Annotated in this window: 15 protein-coding genes; 11 read left to right on the plus strand and 4 right to left on the minus strand. The window is 41.0% G+C overall.

All coding sequences use genetic code 11. From position 1 onward, the window contains the following. From E4635_RS06660 to E4635_RS06675, 4 genes are all read left to right on the plus strand, one after another. Positions 1 to 507 carry a hypothetical protein gene (locus E4635_RS06660; protein ID WP_135525849.1) on the plus strand — a complete coding sequence of 169 codons (507 nt, stop codon included), beginning with the start codon at positions 1 to 3 and terminating at the stop codon, positions 505 to 507. After that, positions 504 to 806, plus strand: a complete 303-nt coding sequence (locus E4635_RS06665; protein WP_135525850.1) for a Dabb family protein — start codon at positions 504 to 506, stop codon at positions 804 to 806. Before E4635_RS06660 ends, E4635_RS06665 begins: the two co-directional genes overlap by 4 nt. An 88-nt stretch (positions 807 to 894) precedes the next feature. Further along, entirely contained in the window at positions 895 to 1,521 is a 627-nt protein-coding gene (locus E4635_RS06670; RefSeq protein ID WP_135525851.1) for a HEAT repeat domain-containing protein, read from the plus strand. 114 nt (positions 1,522 to 1,635) lie between these two features. Next, complete coding sequence (locus tag E4635_RS06675; RefSeq protein WP_135525852.1) at positions 1,636 to 2,091, plus strand: DUF1440 domain-containing protein; 456 nt, start codon at positions 1,636 to 1,638, stop codon at positions 2,089 to 2,091. Positions 2,092 to 2,144: 53 nt separating this feature from the next. Here E4635_RS06675 and E4635_RS06680 read toward each other — a convergent pair whose 3' ends face one another. Next, the gene (locus E4635_RS06680; protein WP_135525853.1) at positions 2,145 to 2,843 is read right to left on the minus strand and encodes a S24 family peptidase; all 699 of its coding nucleotides are present in this window, start codon (positions 2,841 to 2,843) and stop codon (positions 2,145 to 2,147) included. A gap of 434 nt (positions 2,844 to 3,277) precedes the next feature. Here E4635_RS06680 and E4635_RS06685 point away from each other — a divergent pair, with 434 nt between their 5' ends. The 6 genes from E4635_RS06685 (at position 3,278) to E4635_RS06710 (ending at position 14,822) form a co-directional block, all read left to right on the plus strand. After that, positions 3,278 to 6,892, plus strand: a complete 3,615-nt coding sequence (locus E4635_RS06685) for a hypothetical protein (protein ID WP_135525854.1) — start codon at positions 3,278 to 3,280, stop codon at positions 6,890 to 6,892. A gap of 93 nt (positions 6,893 to 6,985) precedes the next feature. After that, positions 6,986 to 10,624 (plus strand): hypothetical protein, encoded by a 3,639-nt coding sequence (locus E4635_RS06690; protein WP_135525855.1) that lies wholly within the window; start codon positions 6,986 to 6,988, stop codon positions 10,622 to 10,624. 64 nt (positions 10,625 to 10,688) lie between these two features. Next, a complete protein-coding gene (locus E4635_RS06695; protein WP_135525856.1) occupies positions 10,689 to 12,842 on the plus strand; it encodes a zincin-like metallopeptidase toxin domain-containing protein in 2,154 nt (717 codons plus the stop codon). A gap of 1 nt (position 12,843) precedes the next feature. Next, the gene (locus E4635_RS06700; protein ID WP_135525857.1) at positions 12,844 to 13,122 is read left to right on the plus strand and encodes a hypothetical protein; all 279 of its coding nucleotides are present in this window, start codon (positions 12,844 to 12,846) and stop codon (positions 13,120 to 13,122) included. A 175-nt stretch (positions 13,123 to 13,297) separates the two neighbouring features. Further along, complete coding sequence (locus E4635_RS06705; RefSeq protein ID WP_135526021.1) at positions 13,298 to 13,792, plus strand: M15 family metallopeptidase; 495 nt, start codon at positions 13,298 to 13,300, stop codon at positions 13,790 to 13,792. Beyond that, positions 13,785 to 14,822: a patatin-like phospholipase family protein gene (locus E4635_RS06710; protein ID WP_135525858.1), complete on the plus strand. Its 1,038-nt coding sequence runs from the start codon at positions 13,785 to 13,787 to the stop codon at positions 14,820 to 14,822. The genes E4635_RS06705 and E4635_RS06710 overlap by 8 nt, the downstream gene beginning before the upstream one ends. Positions 14,823 to 14,899: 77 nt before the next feature. On the opposite strand, the gene E4635_RS06715 is transcribed toward E4635_RS06710, so the two are convergent. Beyond that, complete coding sequence (locus E4635_RS06715) at positions 14,900 to 15,358, minus strand: hypothetical protein (protein WP_135525859.1); 459 nt, start codon at positions 15,356 to 15,358, stop codon at positions 14,900 to 14,902. 169 nt (positions 15,359 to 15,527) lie between these two features. Then, positions 15,528 to 17,549 (minus strand): M1 family aminopeptidase, encoded by a 2,022-nt coding sequence (locus tag E4635_RS06720; protein WP_135525860.1) that lies wholly within the window; start codon positions 17,547 to 17,549, stop codon positions 15,528 to 15,530. 520 nt (positions 17,550 to 18,069) lie between these two features. On the opposite strand from E4635_RS06720, the gene rnpA reads away from it, so the two are divergent. After that, the gene (rnpA, locus tag E4635_RS06725; RefSeq protein ID WP_135525861.1) at positions 18,070 to 18,450 is read left to right on the plus strand and encodes a ribonuclease P protein component; all 381 of its coding nucleotides are present in this window, start codon (positions 18,070 to 18,072) and stop codon (positions 18,448 to 18,450) included. Between the two features lie 48 nt (positions 18,451 to 18,498). On the opposite strand, the gene pckA is transcribed toward rnpA, so the two are convergent. Beyond that, complete coding sequence (pckA, locus tag E4635_RS06730; protein ID WP_135525862.1) at positions 18,499 to 20,124, minus strand: phosphoenolpyruvate carboxykinase (ATP); 1,626 nt, start codon at positions 20,122 to 20,124, stop codon at positions 18,499 to 18,501. Between the last annotated feature and the right edge of the window lie 49 nt (positions 20,125 to 20,173).

Raw genomic sequence — 20,173 nt, forward strand, 5'->3', positions numbered from 1 at the left:
ATGAAACACTTACTGCTTTTCCTTATTCTATTTTTCTCCACACAGCTGTATGCCCAATTGGAGGTCACATCTGACACCATTACAGTAGATGGCAAAAACTATGGTCTTACTCTCTTAAGTTATGGAAAACACAGCAAATCCAAACCTCTAAAATTATTTGTATGTGCTAAAAAGGACTTTTATAAGGTAGACAAAAACATTCAGGAATGCTATAAAAATCATAAAATCGAATACACTGATTTCTATATTCTTTCTATTGAGGGAGGAAATACTAACCCTTATTTCAATCAAATCCTCGAAAAAGGATTAAACAAAATCGACGAAACAAGAATGTCCAAAAAACTTTCAACACTACAAATCCAATATAAGGAATACTATAATGAAGCAGATAAAACCTGGAAAATCGTTTATGATAAAAACAATTTGACGGAGATAAGTAAAATTAAAAATCTTTATCAAGATATCAGTACTAAAAACATCTGCAAATTATTAAAACAATCGCTATGATCCATCACATTGTCATGTGGAAACTCAAAGAAACCGCAAACGGAAAATCAAAAGCGGAGAATGCCCAATTGATGAAAGAACGCCTTGAAGGCCTCCAAGAAATCCTGCCTGAAATTATCGAATTGCGTGTCGGGATGAATATTGAAAACGAATATTCGAATTTTGACATTGTGCTTCACTCCTATTTCAAATCGATGGAAGATTATTTCAGTTACCAAAAGCATCCCGAACACGAAGCGATTGGGAATTGGGTCTTTACCATCCGGGAAGAACGCTTTTGTGTTGATTATGAATATTAGTATTCAAAAACAGTATTTGACATCTCTGGTATTTTCTTTATTTTTCGGGTAATTAGCCTTTGTTACAATCTGAAACCTTCGTTTTATTATGAGCATACTGGAAAAATTGGCCACATCATTGGGCCGGCGCGATGAAGTCCCGAATCAGGAATTGGCAAGGCAAATTGCCCAGACCGAAGATAAGAAAGCCATTTTGGAATTGGTCGAAAACCTTCAGCATAAAAATAAGGGCATCCAGTCGGATTGCATCAAAACCTTGTATGAAATTGCGGAAGTCAAGCCAAAACTCATTGCCGGTTTCCATCCGCAATTAACAGCTTTGCTTGAGAGTAGCAACAACCGCCTGCAATGGGGAGCCATGACTGCCCTCAGTGCTATTACAGACGAAAACCCAACGGTAATGTACCAGGCATTGGCCAAAATAATCGCCGTAGCAGACAGTGGTTCGGTTGTGACCAATGACCATTGCGTCCGGATATTGGTAAAACTTTGTGCGGTACAAGAATATGCCGAAGATGCTTTTTCCCTGCTTAACGAAAGATTGCTGAAGAGCCCGACCAACCAGCTACCGATGTATGCCGAAATGGCCTTGCCTATTATTGACAATCAAAACAAAACACTTTTTATAGCTACATTAATCTCCCGTCTTTCGGATATTGAAAAAGAATCCAAAAGGATCCGGGTTGAGAAAGTCATCAAAAAAGCCAACAAGTAACCGGCAAAACCGTAATTTTTTTATTGTGGCGGATAAAAATGTAGCGTTTTTCCTTCCGATTGAATATTATTGTATATTTAAGGTACTTTTTCAACACTGAAACAACCATCAACTATGTGGAAATCAATACTCCAAACGACTCTTTTTGTCGGTACGCTCGACATTTTGGCTGCCTGTCTCAATGCTTATTTATCAGCTCATGTAACTCCCGGCAAAGTGCTGCAGTATATTGCCAGCGGTATTTTCGGGGACACGGCTTTTTCTGGAGGTGCAAGCATGATGCTGTTTGGCCTATTATTCCATTTCGTGATTGCCTTCGCCTGCACGGCTGTTTTCTATTGGCTTTATCCGAAAATACCATTTTTTAAATTCAGCCTGACGGTCAATGCTATTTTAATTGCTGTGGTAGCCTGGTTGGTTACTACCCGGTTGGTCATTCCGATGAGCCGTATTACGCCTCCTCCTTTCGATTTTGTCCGTGCTTCCGTATCCGTGTTTATCCTGATTGTGTGCATTGGCATTCCTATTGCGTATCAATCCAAGCGTTTTTACCAGGAAGAAAAACAATAACGAATCTATTAATTTCAATAAAAAAGGCTCTTTATTTTAAAGAGCCTTTTCCATCAATGCATAGCATTAATCCTGATGCTGGCTTTTACCAGTGCCAATGCTTTTATCTTGCCCAGTTCCACATCTTTGTCCTGGTGGTGTTTGTTTTGGCTCACCAGCCTGACAAAACCGTGCTGTTCCGATTTCTGGATGTATTTTACGGTAATATATTCCTCTCCGCTCATATCGATGCTCAAAAGATACATTTCGCCCCAGAAAATCTCATTTTTCAAATCGTGGATTTCTTTATACAAAACAATGTCTCCGCTTTTTAACAACGGGTACATGCTGTCTCCCGTTACATAAACCGCCCCGTCGCATTTAGGCAGGTGCGGAATGGAAATATGGTCTATCGGTTCCTGCGATTTCGAATCCTGGAACAAAGGCACGAGTCCGGCCACCGCTTCGATATCGTACAACGGTATCTGCTGCATTTCCATGGCATTGTCTGTCTTGAGCTGATAGGTTTCGATATTTTTATTCAACAGCATTTCTTCATTCCCTACAAACATTTCCCCTTGTCCTGTCAGGAGCCAAACCGGGTTCAGGTCGGTATAAACCGCCATAATCTGCTCCAGCATCGAAGACCCGATGCTTTTATTCTCCTTCACCGCTTTGGAAATAGCACCCCTGCTGGCGTTTATGCTGTTCTCAAAAGCATAATAGCTAATCCCTTTTTTGTCTATATACAATCCTATTCTTTCCGAAACCATAATTAATCTATTGGAATTACAAGGCAAACTTATGAAAATAATCTATCATTCCAGCACAAAAAGCAATAAAATCTCACAAACAGCATCATTTATGCTTAAATAGATGAAAATAATACCGCAATATCTGTAATCGAATTCATTGATTATCATAAATAAAAAAAGACAAGCCTTGCCAATAATTAAGAACTTACTAGATATCAGTCAAATATAAAATAAATGAAAATTTTCTATTAAAATAATTGCGTTGTAGATTATTTTCGTCTATATTTGCATTGTGATTATAAGATAATAGTCTTATAAATTATAAATGTTACTAATAAATAATAGTTTTTATATAGTATTTGGTGTATTTACATCCCAACAAGAAAGATTATAATCACACAAAAACCGTAAGCGCTTACAATTAGTATAAACCTTTATTAAATCAAATTAAAATGAGTACAGAAATCAAAAACACATTATTCCGCTTCGTAACGATGCGGGCTCCGGAACTTTTGGAAAAAGAAACCGTTGATATTAATTTCGTTAAACATCCATTCTCCAATCCTGATTATACCGGAGAAATCACCAGTGATTTCCTGGAGGCTATCTCCAGCATCCCGGCAGGAAAGACAAAAGCATTGGTTTTGTCAGAAACAGCCACGGGTTTTGCTTCTCCGGTAACCAAAAGAGAACAATTGCACACATCAGGATTAGTCTCAAAAAAGTTTTACGACTTTGCTGTTTGGCTAACCGCCAACCGTACAAAAGTAAAATATGCAGAAGTTGTCAGCAAAATAGAATTCGGCGGCATTGATGCTATTGAAAACGAAGCACATATCAATACTCTTTGGGAAAACCTTTTTTACCAGATTATCACTTCCAAATCCCCTTATATCAGGGAAACCATCCTTTCTCTTTTGGTGGCAGATTTTTTTATCAATAATTACACCATGATTCCAGATACGGATGAAGCTTGCCAAAAACTCGCACAAGCCAGGGTCATTATCCCAAAAATCCTCTTTGAAAAAGAAGATGTTTCTGCTAAAAGAGCATTATTAAAAGAAGCTTTCGATGCTTTGCCTTTGGATACTAAAGAATTGGATAAAGAACTGGACTTGATACTGTGCAAAGATAAAATCGAATCCTACAAATCTATTGTTGATGAATTAAAAAAAGCACAAAACAACTACAACAAGGCAAATCAGAAAGCTTATGATTTGGCAAAGAAAGAGTATGAGGCAACGCTTGCCGTTCTATATGCCAATGCAGAGAAAGTAACAAAAACGTATACAAATCCAACCATCAATCTTGAAAGATCCGTAACGGAGTATGTTGATTTGGTTGTTCCTCCTTTCGAGTTTCAAAAAAACCCGGAATTGGATGGATTGAGCCTTACAGGTAAAGTTTCTGACAAAACCACATCGTTAATTTCAGGAATAGTGGATGTAAACGGATACGATACTTTTGACGAAGTAATCAACCATTACGAAACACAAATTGCCGAAGGTTCACAACACGTATTCAACAATACGGAATCAAACCAAACTGTCATCAGTTCCAATGGTGTCATCCTTCCGGCAACCACATCCAGCAGCATTGTTACAGCAAATGTTTTTGCCGTGGCGGCAAACTATACCTCGGGAACCATTCCCCTAAATCTTATGTTTAGCGGCGAAGCAGTAGGCCTGGATATAATTGCAGCAAATTATTCGTTGACTTTTGATGATGAGACGGAAGTAATAGGGACTTCTTTTATTGACACAACGACAAACAACAAACTTTCGGTTAAGATATTCGGGACAGGGGTCAACCTGTTCAATCGGGACAATATGGTGCTGAAAGGTATTTTCACTTTAAGTGATGGAAGAAAAATCCATTTCAGCGGGAATCTGGTCCTTACGGAAAGTCCTTTTTCTGTAATTCCAGGCAAAATAATTGACGGTGGTGTCCTTACTTACTTTTTAAGAGGGAAAGGAACTTATGAAATGAAATCAATCGTGATTCCAGACCCATTGGAATTACCGGATGATGTAGAAAATCCTACTGACAATGGCGCTGTAATTCAATACATTCCTTCTGGTTTCGGTATCAAGAGATTGGGAATTGCTGATTACCGTAAAGTGGAGCAGGAAGTCTGTTGCTATGTTCCGGGTGAAGTTTCCCATATCGAAAATATTATGGCCAGCGAGTACAAGGAAAAAGCAACACGCAGGTTAAGGCGTACTGAAGACACCACGACATCAACCAAGGAACAGGAGATCGAGAAGCTAACCGACTCCACCTCAACAGACCGTTTCGAAATGAATCAGGAAATAAGTTCCGTACTGGCAGAAGACACCCATATAGGAGTCAATGTGTCTGTTGAACAAAAATGGACAGGAGGAAGCATAAATGCCGGTGCAGACTTCGCCAGCAATACTTCTTCTGAAGAATCCAACAGCCAGGCAGTTACACATGCCAAAGAAGTAACCGAAAGGGCTTTGGACCGTGTCGTGCAAAAAGTAAAAGAGGAACGTGTTTCCAAAATCATCGAAGAGTTTGAGGAAAACAGCAAACATGGCTATGACAATAGAAAAAACACCCAGCATGTTTCTGGTGTTTACCGTTGGGTAGACAAAATCTATAGGAATAAGGTGATCAATTACGGAAAGCGCCTCATGTACGAATTCATGATCCCGGAACCGGCTGTGTTTCATAATGTGGCCATTGCTTCAAGAAAACAAGACCCTGGATTCGAATTACTGACAAAGCCCCTGGATCCTAGAAGTCCCGGTGACTCTCAATTAAGATTGGATAACACTTTCAATTCGAAATATAGTTTTTGGGTTTCGCATTATAATGTGGAAATCACTTCAAAACCTGAAGATTTTGTCCATGTCGGAAAGGCATTTTCTTTCACAACCGGCGAGATAAATGGCGGGGAATTTGACGAAGTTGCATCAGGAAGTGAAGACATAAGGATTCCTGAAAATTATGCGGCAGTAGGAGCCTTGGCAACCTGGTATTGGTCACCTGAACCAGGCTTTGGTATCGCAGTACTTTTGGGTGGTAACCGAATGCCCCTCAATGCTTATGCCCCACTTTCACCTTTTAAAGGAATAATACCTTTCTCATATTCCGCTTTGGGACATCATTCAGGTAATGGAAGTGTAGATATAAAATGCCAGCTGACCAACGAAGCGAAACTACAGTGGCAACTGGAAACATTCAATGCCATTATGGATGCTTATGAAGCGGAATTGGACAAATACAATGCCAAATTAGAACAGCTCAAAGCAATGCAGGAAGAAAAAGTAAGGACAAATCCGCTTTTCTACCGTCAGATTGAAAACATGGTTTTGCGTAAAAACTGCATTGAATACCTGGCAAGTCACGACACTTTAGGAAAAGAATCATTGTTAGCTAATGGGGATATCAAAGACATGCATGTAAATTATGACGACCCTAAGCTGGAAACCTATGCCGCCAAAGTCAAATTCTTTGAACAGGCATTTGAATGGAATCTGATGAGCTACAATTTCTACCCATTCTATTGGGCTGATAAAAAGAAATGGGCTGATTTATACAATGTCTCAGAAACAGACGACCCAATTTTCCGTGCCTTTTTACAAAGTGGTATGGCAAGAGTTATCGTAACGGCACGACCTGGCTTTGAAGAAGCAGTAAACTGGTACATGGCCACAGGACAGGTATGGAATGGCGGACAGGTACCCACTATGGACGATCCTTTATTTGTATCAATTGTAGAGGAATTGCGTGAAACCGAAGGCGAAGTAGAAGAAACATGGGAAAGCCGTGTGCCAACTTCCTTAACCATTATCCAGGCAGGAAGTGCCGGGCTTGAAGTAGTTCAGGCTCTGCCTTGCGACGAAGATTGTGCCGATTACAAACTGTTTGATTCAGATGGGCAGCCGGTATTAGATGGCAACGGAAACCAAATTTCAACCAATCCGTTTACACATTCCAATGATGTCAAATTGCAAGGTGTAGACAATGTCCCGGACGAAGGGGAACAAACACCTCCTATTTACAATCCGGGAGACGAAGAACCTCCTGTAGAATCTTAAATACCTAACTCTAAAATCCCTGCCTCATGCGGCAGGGGTTTTAAAAAAAGAAAATACATAACAATACTTGCAACCCTTTAAATAATTTAAACAATGAGTACAGAAATCAAAAACACATTATTCCGCTTCGTGACGATGCGGGCTCCGAAACTACTTGAACAAGCAACAGTCGAGCAGTATTTCAATTTTATAAAACATCCTTCAGAAACAGGCATTACCGGCACAAGTGTTTTCTTAGATGCTGCGAAAACCATTCCGGCAGGAAAAACAAAAGCAAAATCCTTGGCAGATGCAGCAACAACTTTTGGAACTGGCAGCTCAATCAAAAAAACCCAAGATTTGTACATCGGCAGCGAAGCCCTTATTCCTGACAGTCTTTATCGATTTGCTGTCTGGCTAACTTCCAATCGCTCTTCTCTAACAGAAGCTGACATCTTAGAAAGACTTGGTTCTAATGGAGAATTCGTTAGTCCCATTGCCACTATGGAAAAGCGTTTCAAATTATGGGACAATCTTTTTTATCAGATTATCACTTCTAAATCCCCCTATTTGAGGGACCTGATTCTCTCAGTTTTGGTTGCCGATTTCTTTCTAGAACGCAGAGAGGATATCACCACAGAGAAAGATCACAGAAAACTCGCACAAGCCAGAGTCATCATCCCAAAAGAACTGTTTGAAAAACAGGATATGACGCCTAAAAAAGAAGCGATGAAACAAGCTCTTGCCGCTTTGCCATTAAATACGAAAGAACTGGACAAGGAACTAGACTTGATTTTATCCGCTGATTTAGTCCAAAAATACAAGTCGATTATAGAAGAACTGAAAAAAGCAAAGCAAATTTATAAACGAAATTACGCAGCTGTCCTGGAAAGCGAAATTCGTGACTATGAAGAAATGCTGGCAGACCTGTATGCCAATGCCGAAACAGCTGAAAAAACAATCATCGACCCGATAACCAATATGGAAAAAACTGTGCTGGAATATGTAGATCTGGTTATTCCGCCGTTTGTTTCTTCTATGAATGGATTCGAATTGGAAAATGATTTTGTGGAAGAAAACACATCAACCGATACTTTTAACTTGGTAATTTCCCTTGCGGGTGAACATGGTTATGCAACCTTTGATGAAGTCATCAGCCATTTGGAAAAACAAATCGCCTTGGGCACCAAAAAAATCTTCAAAAACACTGATGTAACGCAAAAAATGATAAGTACCAGCGGTATTATATTACCGGAAACACCTGTAAACAATACAGGCGGTAATATCTTTACCATAGGCGCAACACGTATAGGTACATGGTCCCCAATTACAATGCTCTTCAGTGGTGCCGCGGCTGGAATGGATATTATCAGCGCAAATTATCAATTAACCAATCTTCAAAATGGAACAGGCATTCAGCAAACTTCATTTTCAGACTCAATCATAAATAACAAACTGGCAGTCAAGATTTTGTTAGATGAAATTGCTTTGTGGCCTCCTTCAAGCTGTTCCATTGAAGGCATGCTTGCCGCAAGCGATGGAAGGAAGATCAATTTAGCTGGTGAATTCACCATTTCCTCTTCTCCTTTTACCCTTGATCCTGATACGTCAATTAATGATGGTTCACACATTTCTGTTATGTCTGGAAAAGGGACTTATGAAATTATAGCAATTGAATTAGATCCAGAACTCCCAACGGATATTCCAGATGCTCCAGAAGACGGAAGCCTAATCAAATACATTCCTTCAGGTTTTGGGATCAAACGCATCGGAATTGCAGATTACCGCAAAGTGGAACAGGAAGTGTGCTGCTACGTGCCGGGAGAGGTTTCCCATATCGAAAACGTCATGGCAAGCGAATACAAAGAAAAAGCAACCCGCAGGTTACGACGCACAGAAGATACAACCACGACAAGTAATGAGCAAGAAAAAGAGAAATTAACAGACTCGACCTCGACCGACCGTTTTGAGATGAACCAGGAAATGAGCTCTATTCTGAATGAGGACACCTCTTTCGGGGCACATGTATCGGCGAATCAAAGCTGGGGTACAGGAAACATTTCCGCCGGTGCAGATTTTGCCAACAATACTTCTTCGGAAGAATCAGACAACCAGGCGGTAACACACGCCAAGGAAGTAACCGAAAGGGCCTTGGACCGCGTAGTGCAGAAAGTAAAAGAGGAACGTATTTCCAAAATCATCGAGGAATTCGAAGAAAACAACAAACACGGATTCGACAACAGGAAAAACAACCAGCATGTTTCCGGAGTGTACCGTTGGGTAGACAAAATCTACAAAAACAAAATCATTAATTACGGTAAAAGGCTGATGTATGAGTTTATGATTCCCGAACCGGCGGCTTTCCATAATTATGCCGTTTCATCCAAAAAAGAGGAATTGGGTTTTGAAAAAATAGCAAAACCTATTGATCCTAGGATAGCCGGTGGAGATCTTGCCCTTGCCTCGCATAAAAATGTTCTTGAAACCAATTACCAGCATTGGGCTGCAGTGTATAATGCAGATGTGTTATCCCCTCCTGCCAAAGACAGTAGTATAGGAAAAGAATTTTCATTCTCCGGAATGGGGTTGGATGGGGAAAAAGTCTGGGCCGAAAAAGCTTCTGTTACAGTTCCTGAAGGCTATAAGGCAGTGGATGCCAAAGTATTTGCTACAGGAAAATCAATGATCAGTGCTCCTAATACGCATAACTGTGGTGCTGCGGCAACTGTCGGCAATCTGATTTTCGATTATTATAGAGACGGTATCGACGCCGGAAGGGAGATTCCCAAACGAGGAACCCTGGAACAGCAAAGATTAATCTCAACCGATAAGAACATTCCTGTCACAGCAACATCATACGGCCAGTATTCGTTGGGATTGAATGTGACAATCATTCTGGAAAGGACACCTGAGTTTTTTGAACAGTGGCAAATTGAGACGTTCCAATCCATTATCAAAGCTTATGAAACCGAATTGGAAAAATACAATGCCAAAATTGCGGAGCTAAAAGCACAGCAAATGGACAAAGTAAAAACCAATCCGTTATTCTATCGCCAGATTGAAAATACCGTGCTCCGCAAAAACTGCATCGAGTATTTAGCAAGCCACGCAGCGTTGGGTGAAATTAACCTGATTAAAAACAAATCCGTAGACACCGTACAGGTAGATTACGACAATCCGTTATTGGAAGAATATGCCGCCAAGGTCAAATTCTTCGAACAGGCATTCGAATGGAACTTAATGAGTTACAACTTATATCCGTTCTATTGGGCCGACAAAGGCAAATGGTCTGACCTGTATAACATCTCAGAATCTGATGACCCAACATTCCGTGCCTTTTTGCAAAGCGGTATGGCAAGGGTAGTCGTAACGGCTCGTCCTGGCTTTGAAGAAGCCGTAAACTGGTATATGGCCACAGGACAAGTATGGAACGGCGGACAGGTCCCAACCATCGACGATCCGTTATTCGTATCCATCGTAGAGGAATTGCGCGAAACTGAAGGTGAAGTCGAAGAAACCTGGGAAAGCCGCGTACCAACGTCCTTGACTGTCATCCAGGCCGGAAGCATCGGTCTGGAAGTAGACCAGGCTTTACCATGTGATGAGGATTGTGCTGATTACAAGCTCTTTGACTCCGACGGGGAACCGGTGCTTGATGGCAACGGAGAACAAATCTCTACCAATCCTTTCAAGAAATATGAGGCTGTAAAACTCGAAGGAGTGGATAACACAACGCCTCCGGTAGAACCATAATCAAAATTATATAACCATAGAATCCCTGTCTTGGCAGGCGGGGATTCTTTAAAAAACAAATTGTATGAGCACATATAACGGAATGCCCGTCGTTTTCGATGACGAGCAGGATAAGGGTTTGTTGGGGAGTTTGTTTCCGATGGGTGCAAATCCATTAGGATTTACTGGCGGATTGCCAAACCAGAATTATTATAAAAGCCCTTTTGCAGAATTATTAAGACCTAACGATGGGACGTTGATTAAAACTGATGATCCTATCACTGTTTTCGAAAACAACTTCTCTTATACTATAGATGTAAAAATGTATGACAATGGGTATGAAATTATAAATGCCTATAACAAAACAACTGTAAAAGAAAGAGACATCATTTTCTTCTGTGAAAAAAACAATCCAAATAAATCAAACTTATTCGGGACTTTTGTCTTAGTGAAATATGGTAGCAAATATAAAGATTTGCTAAATGACTTGATAAGTGGCAAAACTGTGCCAATTGCTTCCCATAGGAAAAACAGCACTGTCTCTAAAATCATTAAAACTTTTAACGACGAGGTAACTGACAACTTCTCAATATTGACAAAAATATTTTCTGTTGACATAGAAGAAAGCAAAGTAAAATCCATCATGTCCAATGAACTCTATGCAAACAGTTCATCCACCAAAACCATAAAAGACATCTATGAATGGTACAATAATACTATTTCAACTGTTGTAAATGGAATAACCGGTTGGCTTGAAGGAATCAAATTTACCGAAAAGGACTATATCCCGCAAAACAAGCCAATGCTTTCTGAAGCTATAAAAAACGCACTGGATGCAGCAAAAAAAGGAACCGATTATTTAATGCCTGATGCCATTGAGAATTTTATATCCAATAGTTTTGAGACGGCGCTTTCGCAAATAAAAAACTTCATAAAAGGCAGCTTGCCTCAACCTTGGGTGCTTTTCTTAAAAAAAATATACGGCACAATCCAGGGAATGTTGAGCATCTTTAAAGAAGGGGTCACCAAAATGGCTGATTTTGCCGGAGAAGCCTTTTTGCTTTTTAAAGCATTGCTTATGGGCGTTGCAAATGGCTTACTGTCAACAGTGCAAACACTGCTAAGTGCCATTGGTTGGTTGTTAGAAAAAAACAGCTACAAAATAATCACTGGCGAATTCCAAAAAGAATTACAAGGCAAATTAGAATTCATTGAAGACTTTTTTGATTTGATTAGTGAAAAAGCTGCTGATTTTTTTAGTGGGATACGAAGCCTGATTAATGATTTCAGCCTGGATAAAATCAAAGACATCCTAGGTATTTTTGGCGACAAAACAAAAGGTCTTACAAAATATGATTATGCTTATTTTACGGGTTCATTTGTTTTTGAAGTCATTCTGGGAGTAATCCTGGCCTATTTTACAGGAGGTGCAACTGCAGTTGCCGAAGCGGCAAACCTAGCCGAAAAAGTGACCGCGATGCTTCGCCTGGTAGCCCGGGAGGTCATCTCTACAGCTACGATGGGTGCCATAGATATTTTACAGCTTTTTAAAGTTTTAATTACTAAATTTGTTCAGGCCTGTAAAAATGGATGGAAGGGATTTAAGCAGTTTTTAGAGAATTTGCTCAAAAACAAGACTGATGATATCGTTCAGGAGGAAGGGAAGGTTTTGGATGAGGCTTTTGATGGAGTTTCCTTAATAAACAGAGGCAAATATCTCGGACAAGTATTAGAGGAAATTGATATTCAAAAAATTAAAGCTTTTTTAACAACTCACAATGTTGATTTACAAATTGGCAAAGGAGATGGAATTATTGAAGTGACTGAATATTTTTACCCTTCAGGTAATATAGTAAAATTACATCCTCATCAAGCCGCAATGTTTATTACTAATGGGGAAACAATGAAACTTGTACTAAGAGAAAAAGCAACCTTATATGAAGCCTTTCACGAATTAATGCATTTCAGAGATTGCCAAAAAATTGGAAAAAAAGCATTTCTAAAAAAACCTTTAGTTGAAAGAGAAAAATATGTCTATGACAAAATGGTAAGATACTCTGAATACTTGAATAAAAAAGAGCTTAAACACGCTGAAGATTATATTAACTTCCATTATTATGAAGCTCGTTTAACAGACAATATTGGAAATCCATTAAAAGAAGTTTTGCCGCTGAATCTTGATAGTTTTCCAAAGAAAAGACAAGAAATAAATATTGATAAAATTTTAAAACTAAAATAAGATGATTACAAAGGAGCAGGCAATAGAAAACGTTAAAAAGTATATCTCGAAAAAAAATAGAGAATATATTGAAGTAGTTTCTGATAGAGTCAATTTTGAAGAACAAAAATATATTAACTATGGCAAATTTGAAGAGCAAAAAAAGGATATATTCACGGTAACTTGTAAACTAGAAGGATATACAGATCCTATTCTTCATTTTATTACTGTAGATGCTGAAACTGGAGAGATTTTATTTACAACAACTCCTCATGGCTATGCAGAAGAATGGGAAGAATAAATTTTGTCCCGATAGCGCGGATTTGTAATTCGCGTCTAACAACCTCAAAACCCCAACAAATAGTTGGGGTTTCTTTTATCTACAACATTATATTTGTTAGATTATTTTCATCTAATATATTTGTTTTATAAGATTATTTTCTTTATATTTGTACTATTAATATATGAATATAATCATGGACAAATACACGTTAACCCAAATCTCAACCCTGCATCCTTCCGTACGTTTGGAAGCCAGCCAGATTATCCAAGTCTGCAACTTCGCCCTCAAAGGCAGGGCCAAAGTCCGGATCACCCAAGGATTCCGCTCTTTCAAGGAGCAGGAAATCCTCTATGCGCAGGGAAGGACAAAGCCCGGCAGGAAGCTCACCAACGCAAAACCGGGCGAATCCATCCACAATTACGGATTCGCCGTAGACATCTGCCTCATTATTGACGGTAAAACAGCTTCCTGGGACACCGCCCGGGACTGGGACAACGACAAAATCGCAGACTGGTACGAATGTGTGAAAATTTTTGCGAAATTTGGTTGGGAATGGGGCGGGAACTGGAAAGAATTCAAGGACCTCTCACATTTCGACAAACGGGGCCGCAACAATTGGCGAGACCTCATCACCCTAAAACAAGACACTAACGGATACTGTATCCTGAAAAAACAATACGATGCCTAAAAAAATAAGAATATTAAGCCTTGATGGCGGAGGGATCCGGGGTATCATCTCCTGTGTCATCCTCAAATACATCGAAGAGCAATTGCAAAAGCTGGATCATCCCGATGCCAAGCTCGGGGATTATTTCGACCTGGTGGCCGGAAGCAGTACCGGCGGGATCCTGGCTGCTCTGGTTTTGTATCCCGACAATTCCAAACGTTCCAAATTTTCGGTGGAAACCGCCCTGGACCTCTATGCCAAAAAAGGAGACACGATTTTCAACGTTTCCTTCTGGAACCAGGTACTCAACCCTTTTGGATTGTTCAACGAAAAAATCTCCCAAAAGAGCCTCGAAAAACAACTCAGTGAGGTATTCGGCACCCTGGAACTGAAAGACCTCGTAAAACCCTGCCTGATCACGTCGTATGACATCAATTCACGCAAGGCGAAGTTTTTCTGCAGCCATGAAGCCGATTCCCCTTTGGAGAATTTTTACGTCAAGGATGTCTGCCGGGCCACCAGCGCAGCCCCGACCTATTTCGAACCGGCCAAAATCAAATCGCTCTACCAGCAGGAATTCACACTTATTGATGGCGGCGTGTATGCCAACAACCCTGCCCTTTGCGCTTACGCGGAAGCCCGGAAGATTGCCTTTAGCAAAGAACTCAACGATCCGGAAAAAATCGATTACCCAAGTGTTAACGACATGATTATCATTTCCATCGGGACAGGACAGGTTCTAAAACCCTATTCGTTTAAAGAGTTTGAGAATGCCGGGAAAATCAAATGGATCAGCCCGCTAATTGATATTTTACTGACCGCCAATGCCGAAACAGTTGATTACCTGCTCACTAAAATGTACGAAACCTTAGGCCCGAGGAACCAAAAGAACTATTACCGCATCATGCCCGATTTGAAAAATGCGTCCCCGGAAATGGATGATACCACCCGGAAGAACATTTTCGAACTCATCCAGGCCGGCTTGCTGTATGTGGATGAAAACCGCGAATCTTTGGACGAAATTGCCAAAAAACTGGTCAAGCACAAATAAAAAACTGCCTTTTGTGACAAAGGCAGTTTTATATCGTATTTTCATTTCAATCCTATCGGGAATAGGGCAGTTCCTCCTTACTTCGACTTGATTTCAATCACATCCCAGGTATCCCAGACATCGTTTTTCAGTTTTTTAAACACTGCCGAATCCTGGCTTTTCTCCAGTTTCTTGAACAAATCGTGCATTTCCCCGCGCATATCCGGGTATTTGTCGGTCACCTGCGTTAAATTTTCCCACGAACGGATATGTTCGTTAAACGATTTGGAAAATTCCTTCGGGCATCCCTCCAGGTCAATCTGTTTCATTTTTCCTGTATAATTCGTAATGGTCTGGCTTAACGGAAGTTTTTTGCATTCCTTGTTCCGGATTTTACCAATAGAATCATCAATGGCAATCACCCGGTCCATACGTGCTTTTTCCACATCTGTTACCTGTTGTTTTTCCTGGAAACGGTTGATGCTTCTGTCGCAGGAAGCCAAAAAGCCCACCAAAACCATCATCAGGAGCAACCCTGCGCTATATCGTTTTTTCATCTTTCTCGTAATTCAAGTAATACATTTTATTCTTTAAAGTTACGGATTTTATCACAAAAAAAGTGCCAATATAGTAATAATAAGAGGTTTACGGCAAATTTCAAAACTTTCCATACCGATAAAAAAGGCGGTAACCGCAATGATTACCGCCTTTTGTACCGGCTATTTTTTACTGCTTGATGATTCTAGCCGAAAACTGCTGGGTTCCCTGGCTGAAATGCACAATATAAATCCCACCCGGCAAATCGCTTCCGAAGGAAATGGCTTCAGTAGGCGCCATTTTTTCCTTATGGGCCACAATCTGTCCCAGTTCGTTCACGATATCCATCACCACCGGTGTCGTTTGGTCCAAGGACACAAAGTGGGCGTTAAATTCACTGGTACTCGGATTCGGGTAAACAACTGTGCTGAAAACAGCATCCATCTCCTTCGCAGCAGCGGTATCCGCGGAAGGCCTCTGTGTAAGTGCCGAATTAAAAGTAACAGTCCCAGTAGCTATCGTTACATTGTCCGGGTCAAACTGGACGGTACTCGGGGTAAAAGGCAAACTAACGGTAATTTTATTGGTCCCGGTCCCGGCTCCTATTGTTCCGTTTCCGGCAACAGACAAATTCCCGGCGTTGTCATACAAAACAATATTCTGGACCGATCCTGAGGCGCTTTTAACCCTGATCGCTACCGGCATCCTGAAATACGCCACATTCGAATTGCTGCTTCTGGTCTGGGTTAGTTTCAAAGTAATGTTTGTCCCTACATTATTCCATTCCACGCTATAACTCGGTGTTCCCACGCCATTGACCCAATCGGCAAAAAAACCGCTGAGGTTAGCTCCTCCAAGCGCTGTCTCAAAATGCTGCCTCAAATTATCCGTATTGGCAGATTGATACGCCAGGTTAGGATCGGCAATATAATTCCGGGTGGCTTCAAAGAATTTGGTATCCCCGGAAACCGTTCTTAGCATCGACACGATCATTCCGCCGCGATCATACACCGCAGTAGTGTTCGCACCAGTCCAGACGGTATTCGAATTGCTTACATTGGCAATGTAAACCGGCACTGTTGTGGTCCTGGCCGAACTCTTCATCGAACTCCTTCTCGACAAAGCACTTTGCCCCAAAGACGGGATTTGTTCTGCCGCAAGCACTTCCATGTAGGAAGCAAACCCTTCGTTGAGCCACAAACTGTTCCAGGTTTTGCACGTAACAGCATCGCCAAACCATTGGTGGGCCACTTCATGGGCAATAGTAGACCAGCTGGTCAGTCCTCCGGAACTCAAGCCGATGTTGGTTTGATGTTCCATTCCTCCGGCAAAGCCAAATTCATACACCCCGAATTTTTCATTCTTAAAAGGATAATCCCCAAACTTGGACGTAAACAACTGCAGTTCCAATTTACAGAAATCCAGGGCATTGAGTATCGAGGTATAGGAACTCCTGTTGAACAACTGATAGATAACCGGTACGCTTGTGGTGCCAATCGTCACCGGAGTCCTGTTGAATTCGGTAAATTTAGCCACGCAGATACTCACCAGGTAAGACGCCACCGGATACTGGTGCCTATAGGTATATTTGGTACTGCTCCCGCTCACAACGGTCTTGAACAATTTTCCTTGTGTGGCCACTTTAAAAGCCGAAGGCGTACTTACCGTAATATCCATTGTTTCCACTTTGTCCTGCATGTCCGCCTTGCACGGCCACCAGTCTTTGTCTTCGTACGATTCGGAGAGTGTGTAGATGTAATTGCTGCCGTTAAAAGACGTTTTTTGGTATCCCAAAGCTTCCCCGCTTGCGGCCGGCGGCACACCCCTGTAGGAAATCGTTACAGAATCCAATACATTGTTGGCCAAAGGAGCCGGTAAGGTAATAGTCAGCAAATTGACATTCCCGCTGGACGGAAACGATTTGGAAACAGTAGCCCCATGGTACTTCACGACCAATCCGGTATTGTTAAAAGAGGTTTTGTTCAAATCGAAAGTAATAGTACTAACGTTAGCTGTTTTGGTCAGGAATTTGGTCGTTACCGTGCCCCGGATGTATTTGGTCGAATCAGGATTGATCCGCCAATACACATTGTGGTGCTTCACATCAATGTTGGCACCGGACCCGCTTGTCCCCGAAGTTTGGGCTCGCGCCGACATAAAGGAGGCTCCTGCCATCACGAACAGGAGGCTTGCTTGTTTAAATGCATTCATACTAAATTGGTTTTAAGGTTGTTAGCGATAAAAGTAAACCAAAAAAGTTTATTCTGAATATTCTTACAAAATATTTTTATCGGAATTTTCTGTTTTTCAGTGGTTTATAGGCAAAAACAGCACAAAACTTACAAACTTTATAGAAACATAACCCATTGTAATATAGTATTTTATATAATTAGGAAGCTAGCCGGGATTATGCCGTAATTTCCTGCGGTCAAAGTCCTATTAAAATTCTATCAAAGTGTGCTTAAAGTGCAGGATGTAGTATGGATGTAGTATGGATATAGTATGGATATAGTATGCTAAAGCGCCATACAAATGCCGTTAAAGTGCTTCTGAAGTACATTCAAAATAAAATACAGCCCAAATATCCCCGTCTCAACAATCCATGCAAAGCATTTCAATCTGCGGCCAAAAAAGCATTCCAATTGCAATATGCATAGTGCAAACCCCATTCAAAAGCGAAACCCAACTTCATTTTCATTTCGACCTCCAACTTCGTATCTTTACCCCCGAAATGAAGAACACCTACCCAAAACACGAAAAGCTCAAGAGCAAAACCAGTATCGATTTCCTTTTTTCCGAAGGCAAATCCGTATCCAAATATCCGTTGAGGTTAGTATACGCCCCAATGTCCCTTGAAAAAGGGGAAAGGATCAAAATGGGGGTTTCCGTTTCTAAAAAGTACTTCAAAAAAGCCGTAGACCGCAATTATTTCAAAAGGGTGCTGCGCGAAACCTACCGCCTGAACAAGCATCTGCTGCTGGACAAGATGGGAGAGCCTTATGTTTTTATGTTTTTCTATCAGACCAAGGACCGCCTAAGCTACCAGGAAATCAACGAAAAGACCATACAGCTCTTCGAAAAATTCATCCAAAGCCTCGAACATACGCCATAAAAAAAAGAGCTGCTTTCGCAACTCTTTCTATTTTTGAATTAATAAGTCTTATAATTGAGGCCCAGCTTTTACCAGGTTTTTTCCTTCTTCATTATCGGTATACTGAACAAAATTCTGGATAAATCTTCCGGCAAGGTCTTCCGCTTTTGCAGTCCATTCGGCAGCATCAGCATAGGTATTCCTCGGATCCAATATTTCAGTATTCACCCCTTCTAGTGCCGTAGGTATTTCCAGGTTGAAAATAGGTACGATTTGGGTATCTGCATTTTCCAAAGAACCGTCAAGGATCCTGTCAATGATCGCACGGGTATCTTTTATCGAAATACGTTTCCCGGTACCGTTCCATCCTGTGTTTACCATGTAAGCAGTAGCGTTATGTTCTTCCATTTTCTTTACCAATTCCTCACCGTATTTCGTTGGGTGAAGGCATAAGAACGCTTTACCGAAACAAGCGGAGAACGTAGGCTCCGGTTTAGTAACGCCGCGCTCTGTCCCTGCCAGTTTTGCAGTAAATCCGGATAAGAAAAAATATTTGGTTTGCTCGGGAGTCAGTTTGGATACCGGTGGCATTACACCAAAAGCATCTGCTGTCAGGAAAATAACCTTTGTGGCATGTCCTGCTTTGGATACCGGCCTTACAATATTGTCAATATGGTTGATCGGATAAGAAACCCTTGTGTTTTGGGTTACCGAACCGTCTTTGAAATCTATTTTACCGTCTGCATCTACAGTAACGTTTTCCAATAAAGCGTCTTTACGGATCGCATTGAAGATATCCGGCTCGTTTTCTTTGCTTAAGTCGATGGTTTTGGCATAGCATCCGCCTTCAAAGTTGAAAACACCATCGTTGTCCCATCCGTGCTCGTCATCACCGATAAGTTCACGTTTAGGATCTGTAGACAAAGTGGTTTTCCCTGTACCGGATAATCCGAAGAAAACAGCAACATCACCGTCTTTCCCTTTATTGGCAGAACAGTGCATGGATGCCATTCCTTGTAACGGAAGGTAATAGTTCATCATAGAGAACAACCCTTTTTTCATTTCACCGCCGTACCATGTTCCTCCGATCAATTGGATTTTCTCGGTCAAATTGAACGCGATATATACATCGGAATTCAATCCGTGTGCCGCATAGTCTTTAAAGCTTGTTTTGGATCCGTTCATCACCACAAAATCTGGCTCTCCGTAAGTGGCCAATTCGGCATCGGTCGGACGGATGAACATGTTTTTCACAAAATGCGCCTGCCAGGCCACCTCAACGATAAAACGTACTTTCAGCCTTGTGTTTTCGTTGGCTCCGCAGAAAGTATCTACCACAAAAAGCCTTTTTCCGGACAATTCTTTAACTGTCGTTTCTTTTAGGGCATTCCAGGTATCCTGTGAAATGGGTTTGTTGTCGTTTACAGCCTTGTCAGAAGTCCACCAGATAGTGTTTTCTGTTACCGCGTCTTTTACAATGTACTTGTCTTTAGGGGAACGGCCTGTAAATTCGCCTGTCATTACGTTTACCGCACCAAGCTCGGTTAACTGGCCTTTTTCGAAACCTTGCAAAGAAGGCTTCAATTCTTCCTGATATAATAAATCGAATGACGGATTATATACAATTTCTTTAACGTCTTTAATTCCGTATTTTTCTAACGAAATCGATTTCGTAGCTGGGGTGTATGCTTCCATAAAATAATTTAGATGTGTTGTGTACTACTATAAGGGCAAAAGTATAAAT

This window comes from Flavobacterium humi (assembly GCF_004745595.1).
Classification (GTDB): Bacteria; Bacteroidota; Bacteroidia; order Flavobacteriales; family Flavobacteriaceae; genus Flavobacterium; species Flavobacterium humi.

Bases quoted from the DNA above. Each gene is read 5' to 3' on its own strand.
- E4635_RS06675 (WP_135525852.1), top strand. From the start codon at position 1,636: ATGTGGAAATCAATACTCCAAACGACTCTTTTTGTCGGTACGCTCGAC.
- E4635_RS06690 (WP_135525855.1), top strand. From the start codon at position 6,986: ATGAGTACAGAAATCAAAAACACATTATTCCGCTTCGTGACGATGCGG.
- E4635_RS06695 (WP_135525856.1), top strand. From the start codon at position 10,689: ATGAGCACATATAACGGAATGCCCGTCGTTTTCGATGACGAGCAGGAT.
- E4635_RS06710 (WP_135525858.1), top strand. From the start codon at position 13,785: ATGCCTAAAAAAATAAGAATATTAAGCCTTGATGGCGGAGGGATCCGG.
- E4635_RS06705 (WP_135526021.1), top strand. From the start codon at position 13,298: ATGGACAAATACACGTTAACCCAAATCTCAACCCTGCATCCTTCCGTA.
- E4635_RS06670 (WP_135525851.1), top strand. From the start codon at position 895: ATGAGCATACTGGAAAAATTGGCCACATCATTGGGCCGGCGCGATGAA.
- E4635_RS06720 (WP_135525860.1), bottom strand. From the start codon at position 17,549: ATGAATGCATTTAAACAAGCAAGCCTCCTGTTCGTGATGGCAGGAGCC.
- E4635_RS06700 (WP_135525857.1), top strand. From the start codon at position 12,844: ATGATTACAAAGGAGCAGGCAATAGAAAACGTTAAAAAGTATATCTCG.
- pckA (WP_135525862.1), bottom strand. From the start codon at position 20,124: ATGGAAGCATACACCCCAGCTACGAAATCGATTTCGTTAGAAAAATAC.
- E4635_RS06680 (WP_135525853.1), bottom strand. From the start codon at position 2,843: ATGGTTTCGGAAAGAATAGGATTGTATATAGACAAAAAAGGGATTAGC.
- E4635_RS06715 (WP_135525859.1), bottom strand. From the start codon at position 15,358: ATGAAAAAACGATATAGCGCAGGGTTGCTCCTGATGATGGTTTTGGTG.
- E4635_RS06665 (WP_135525850.1), top strand. From the start codon at position 504: ATGATCCATCACATTGTCATGTGGAAACTCAAAGAAACCGCAAACGGA.
- E4635_RS06660 (WP_135525849.1), top strand. From the start codon at position 1: ATGAAACACTTACTGCTTTTCCTTATTCTATTTTTCTCCACACAGCTG.
- E4635_RS06685 (WP_135525854.1), top strand. From the start codon at position 3,278: ATGAGTACAGAAATCAAAAACACATTATTCCGCTTCGTAACGATGCGG.
- rnpA (WP_135525861.1), top strand. From the start codon at position 18,070: ATGAAGAACACCTACCCAAAACACGAAAAGCTCAAGAGCAAAACCAGT.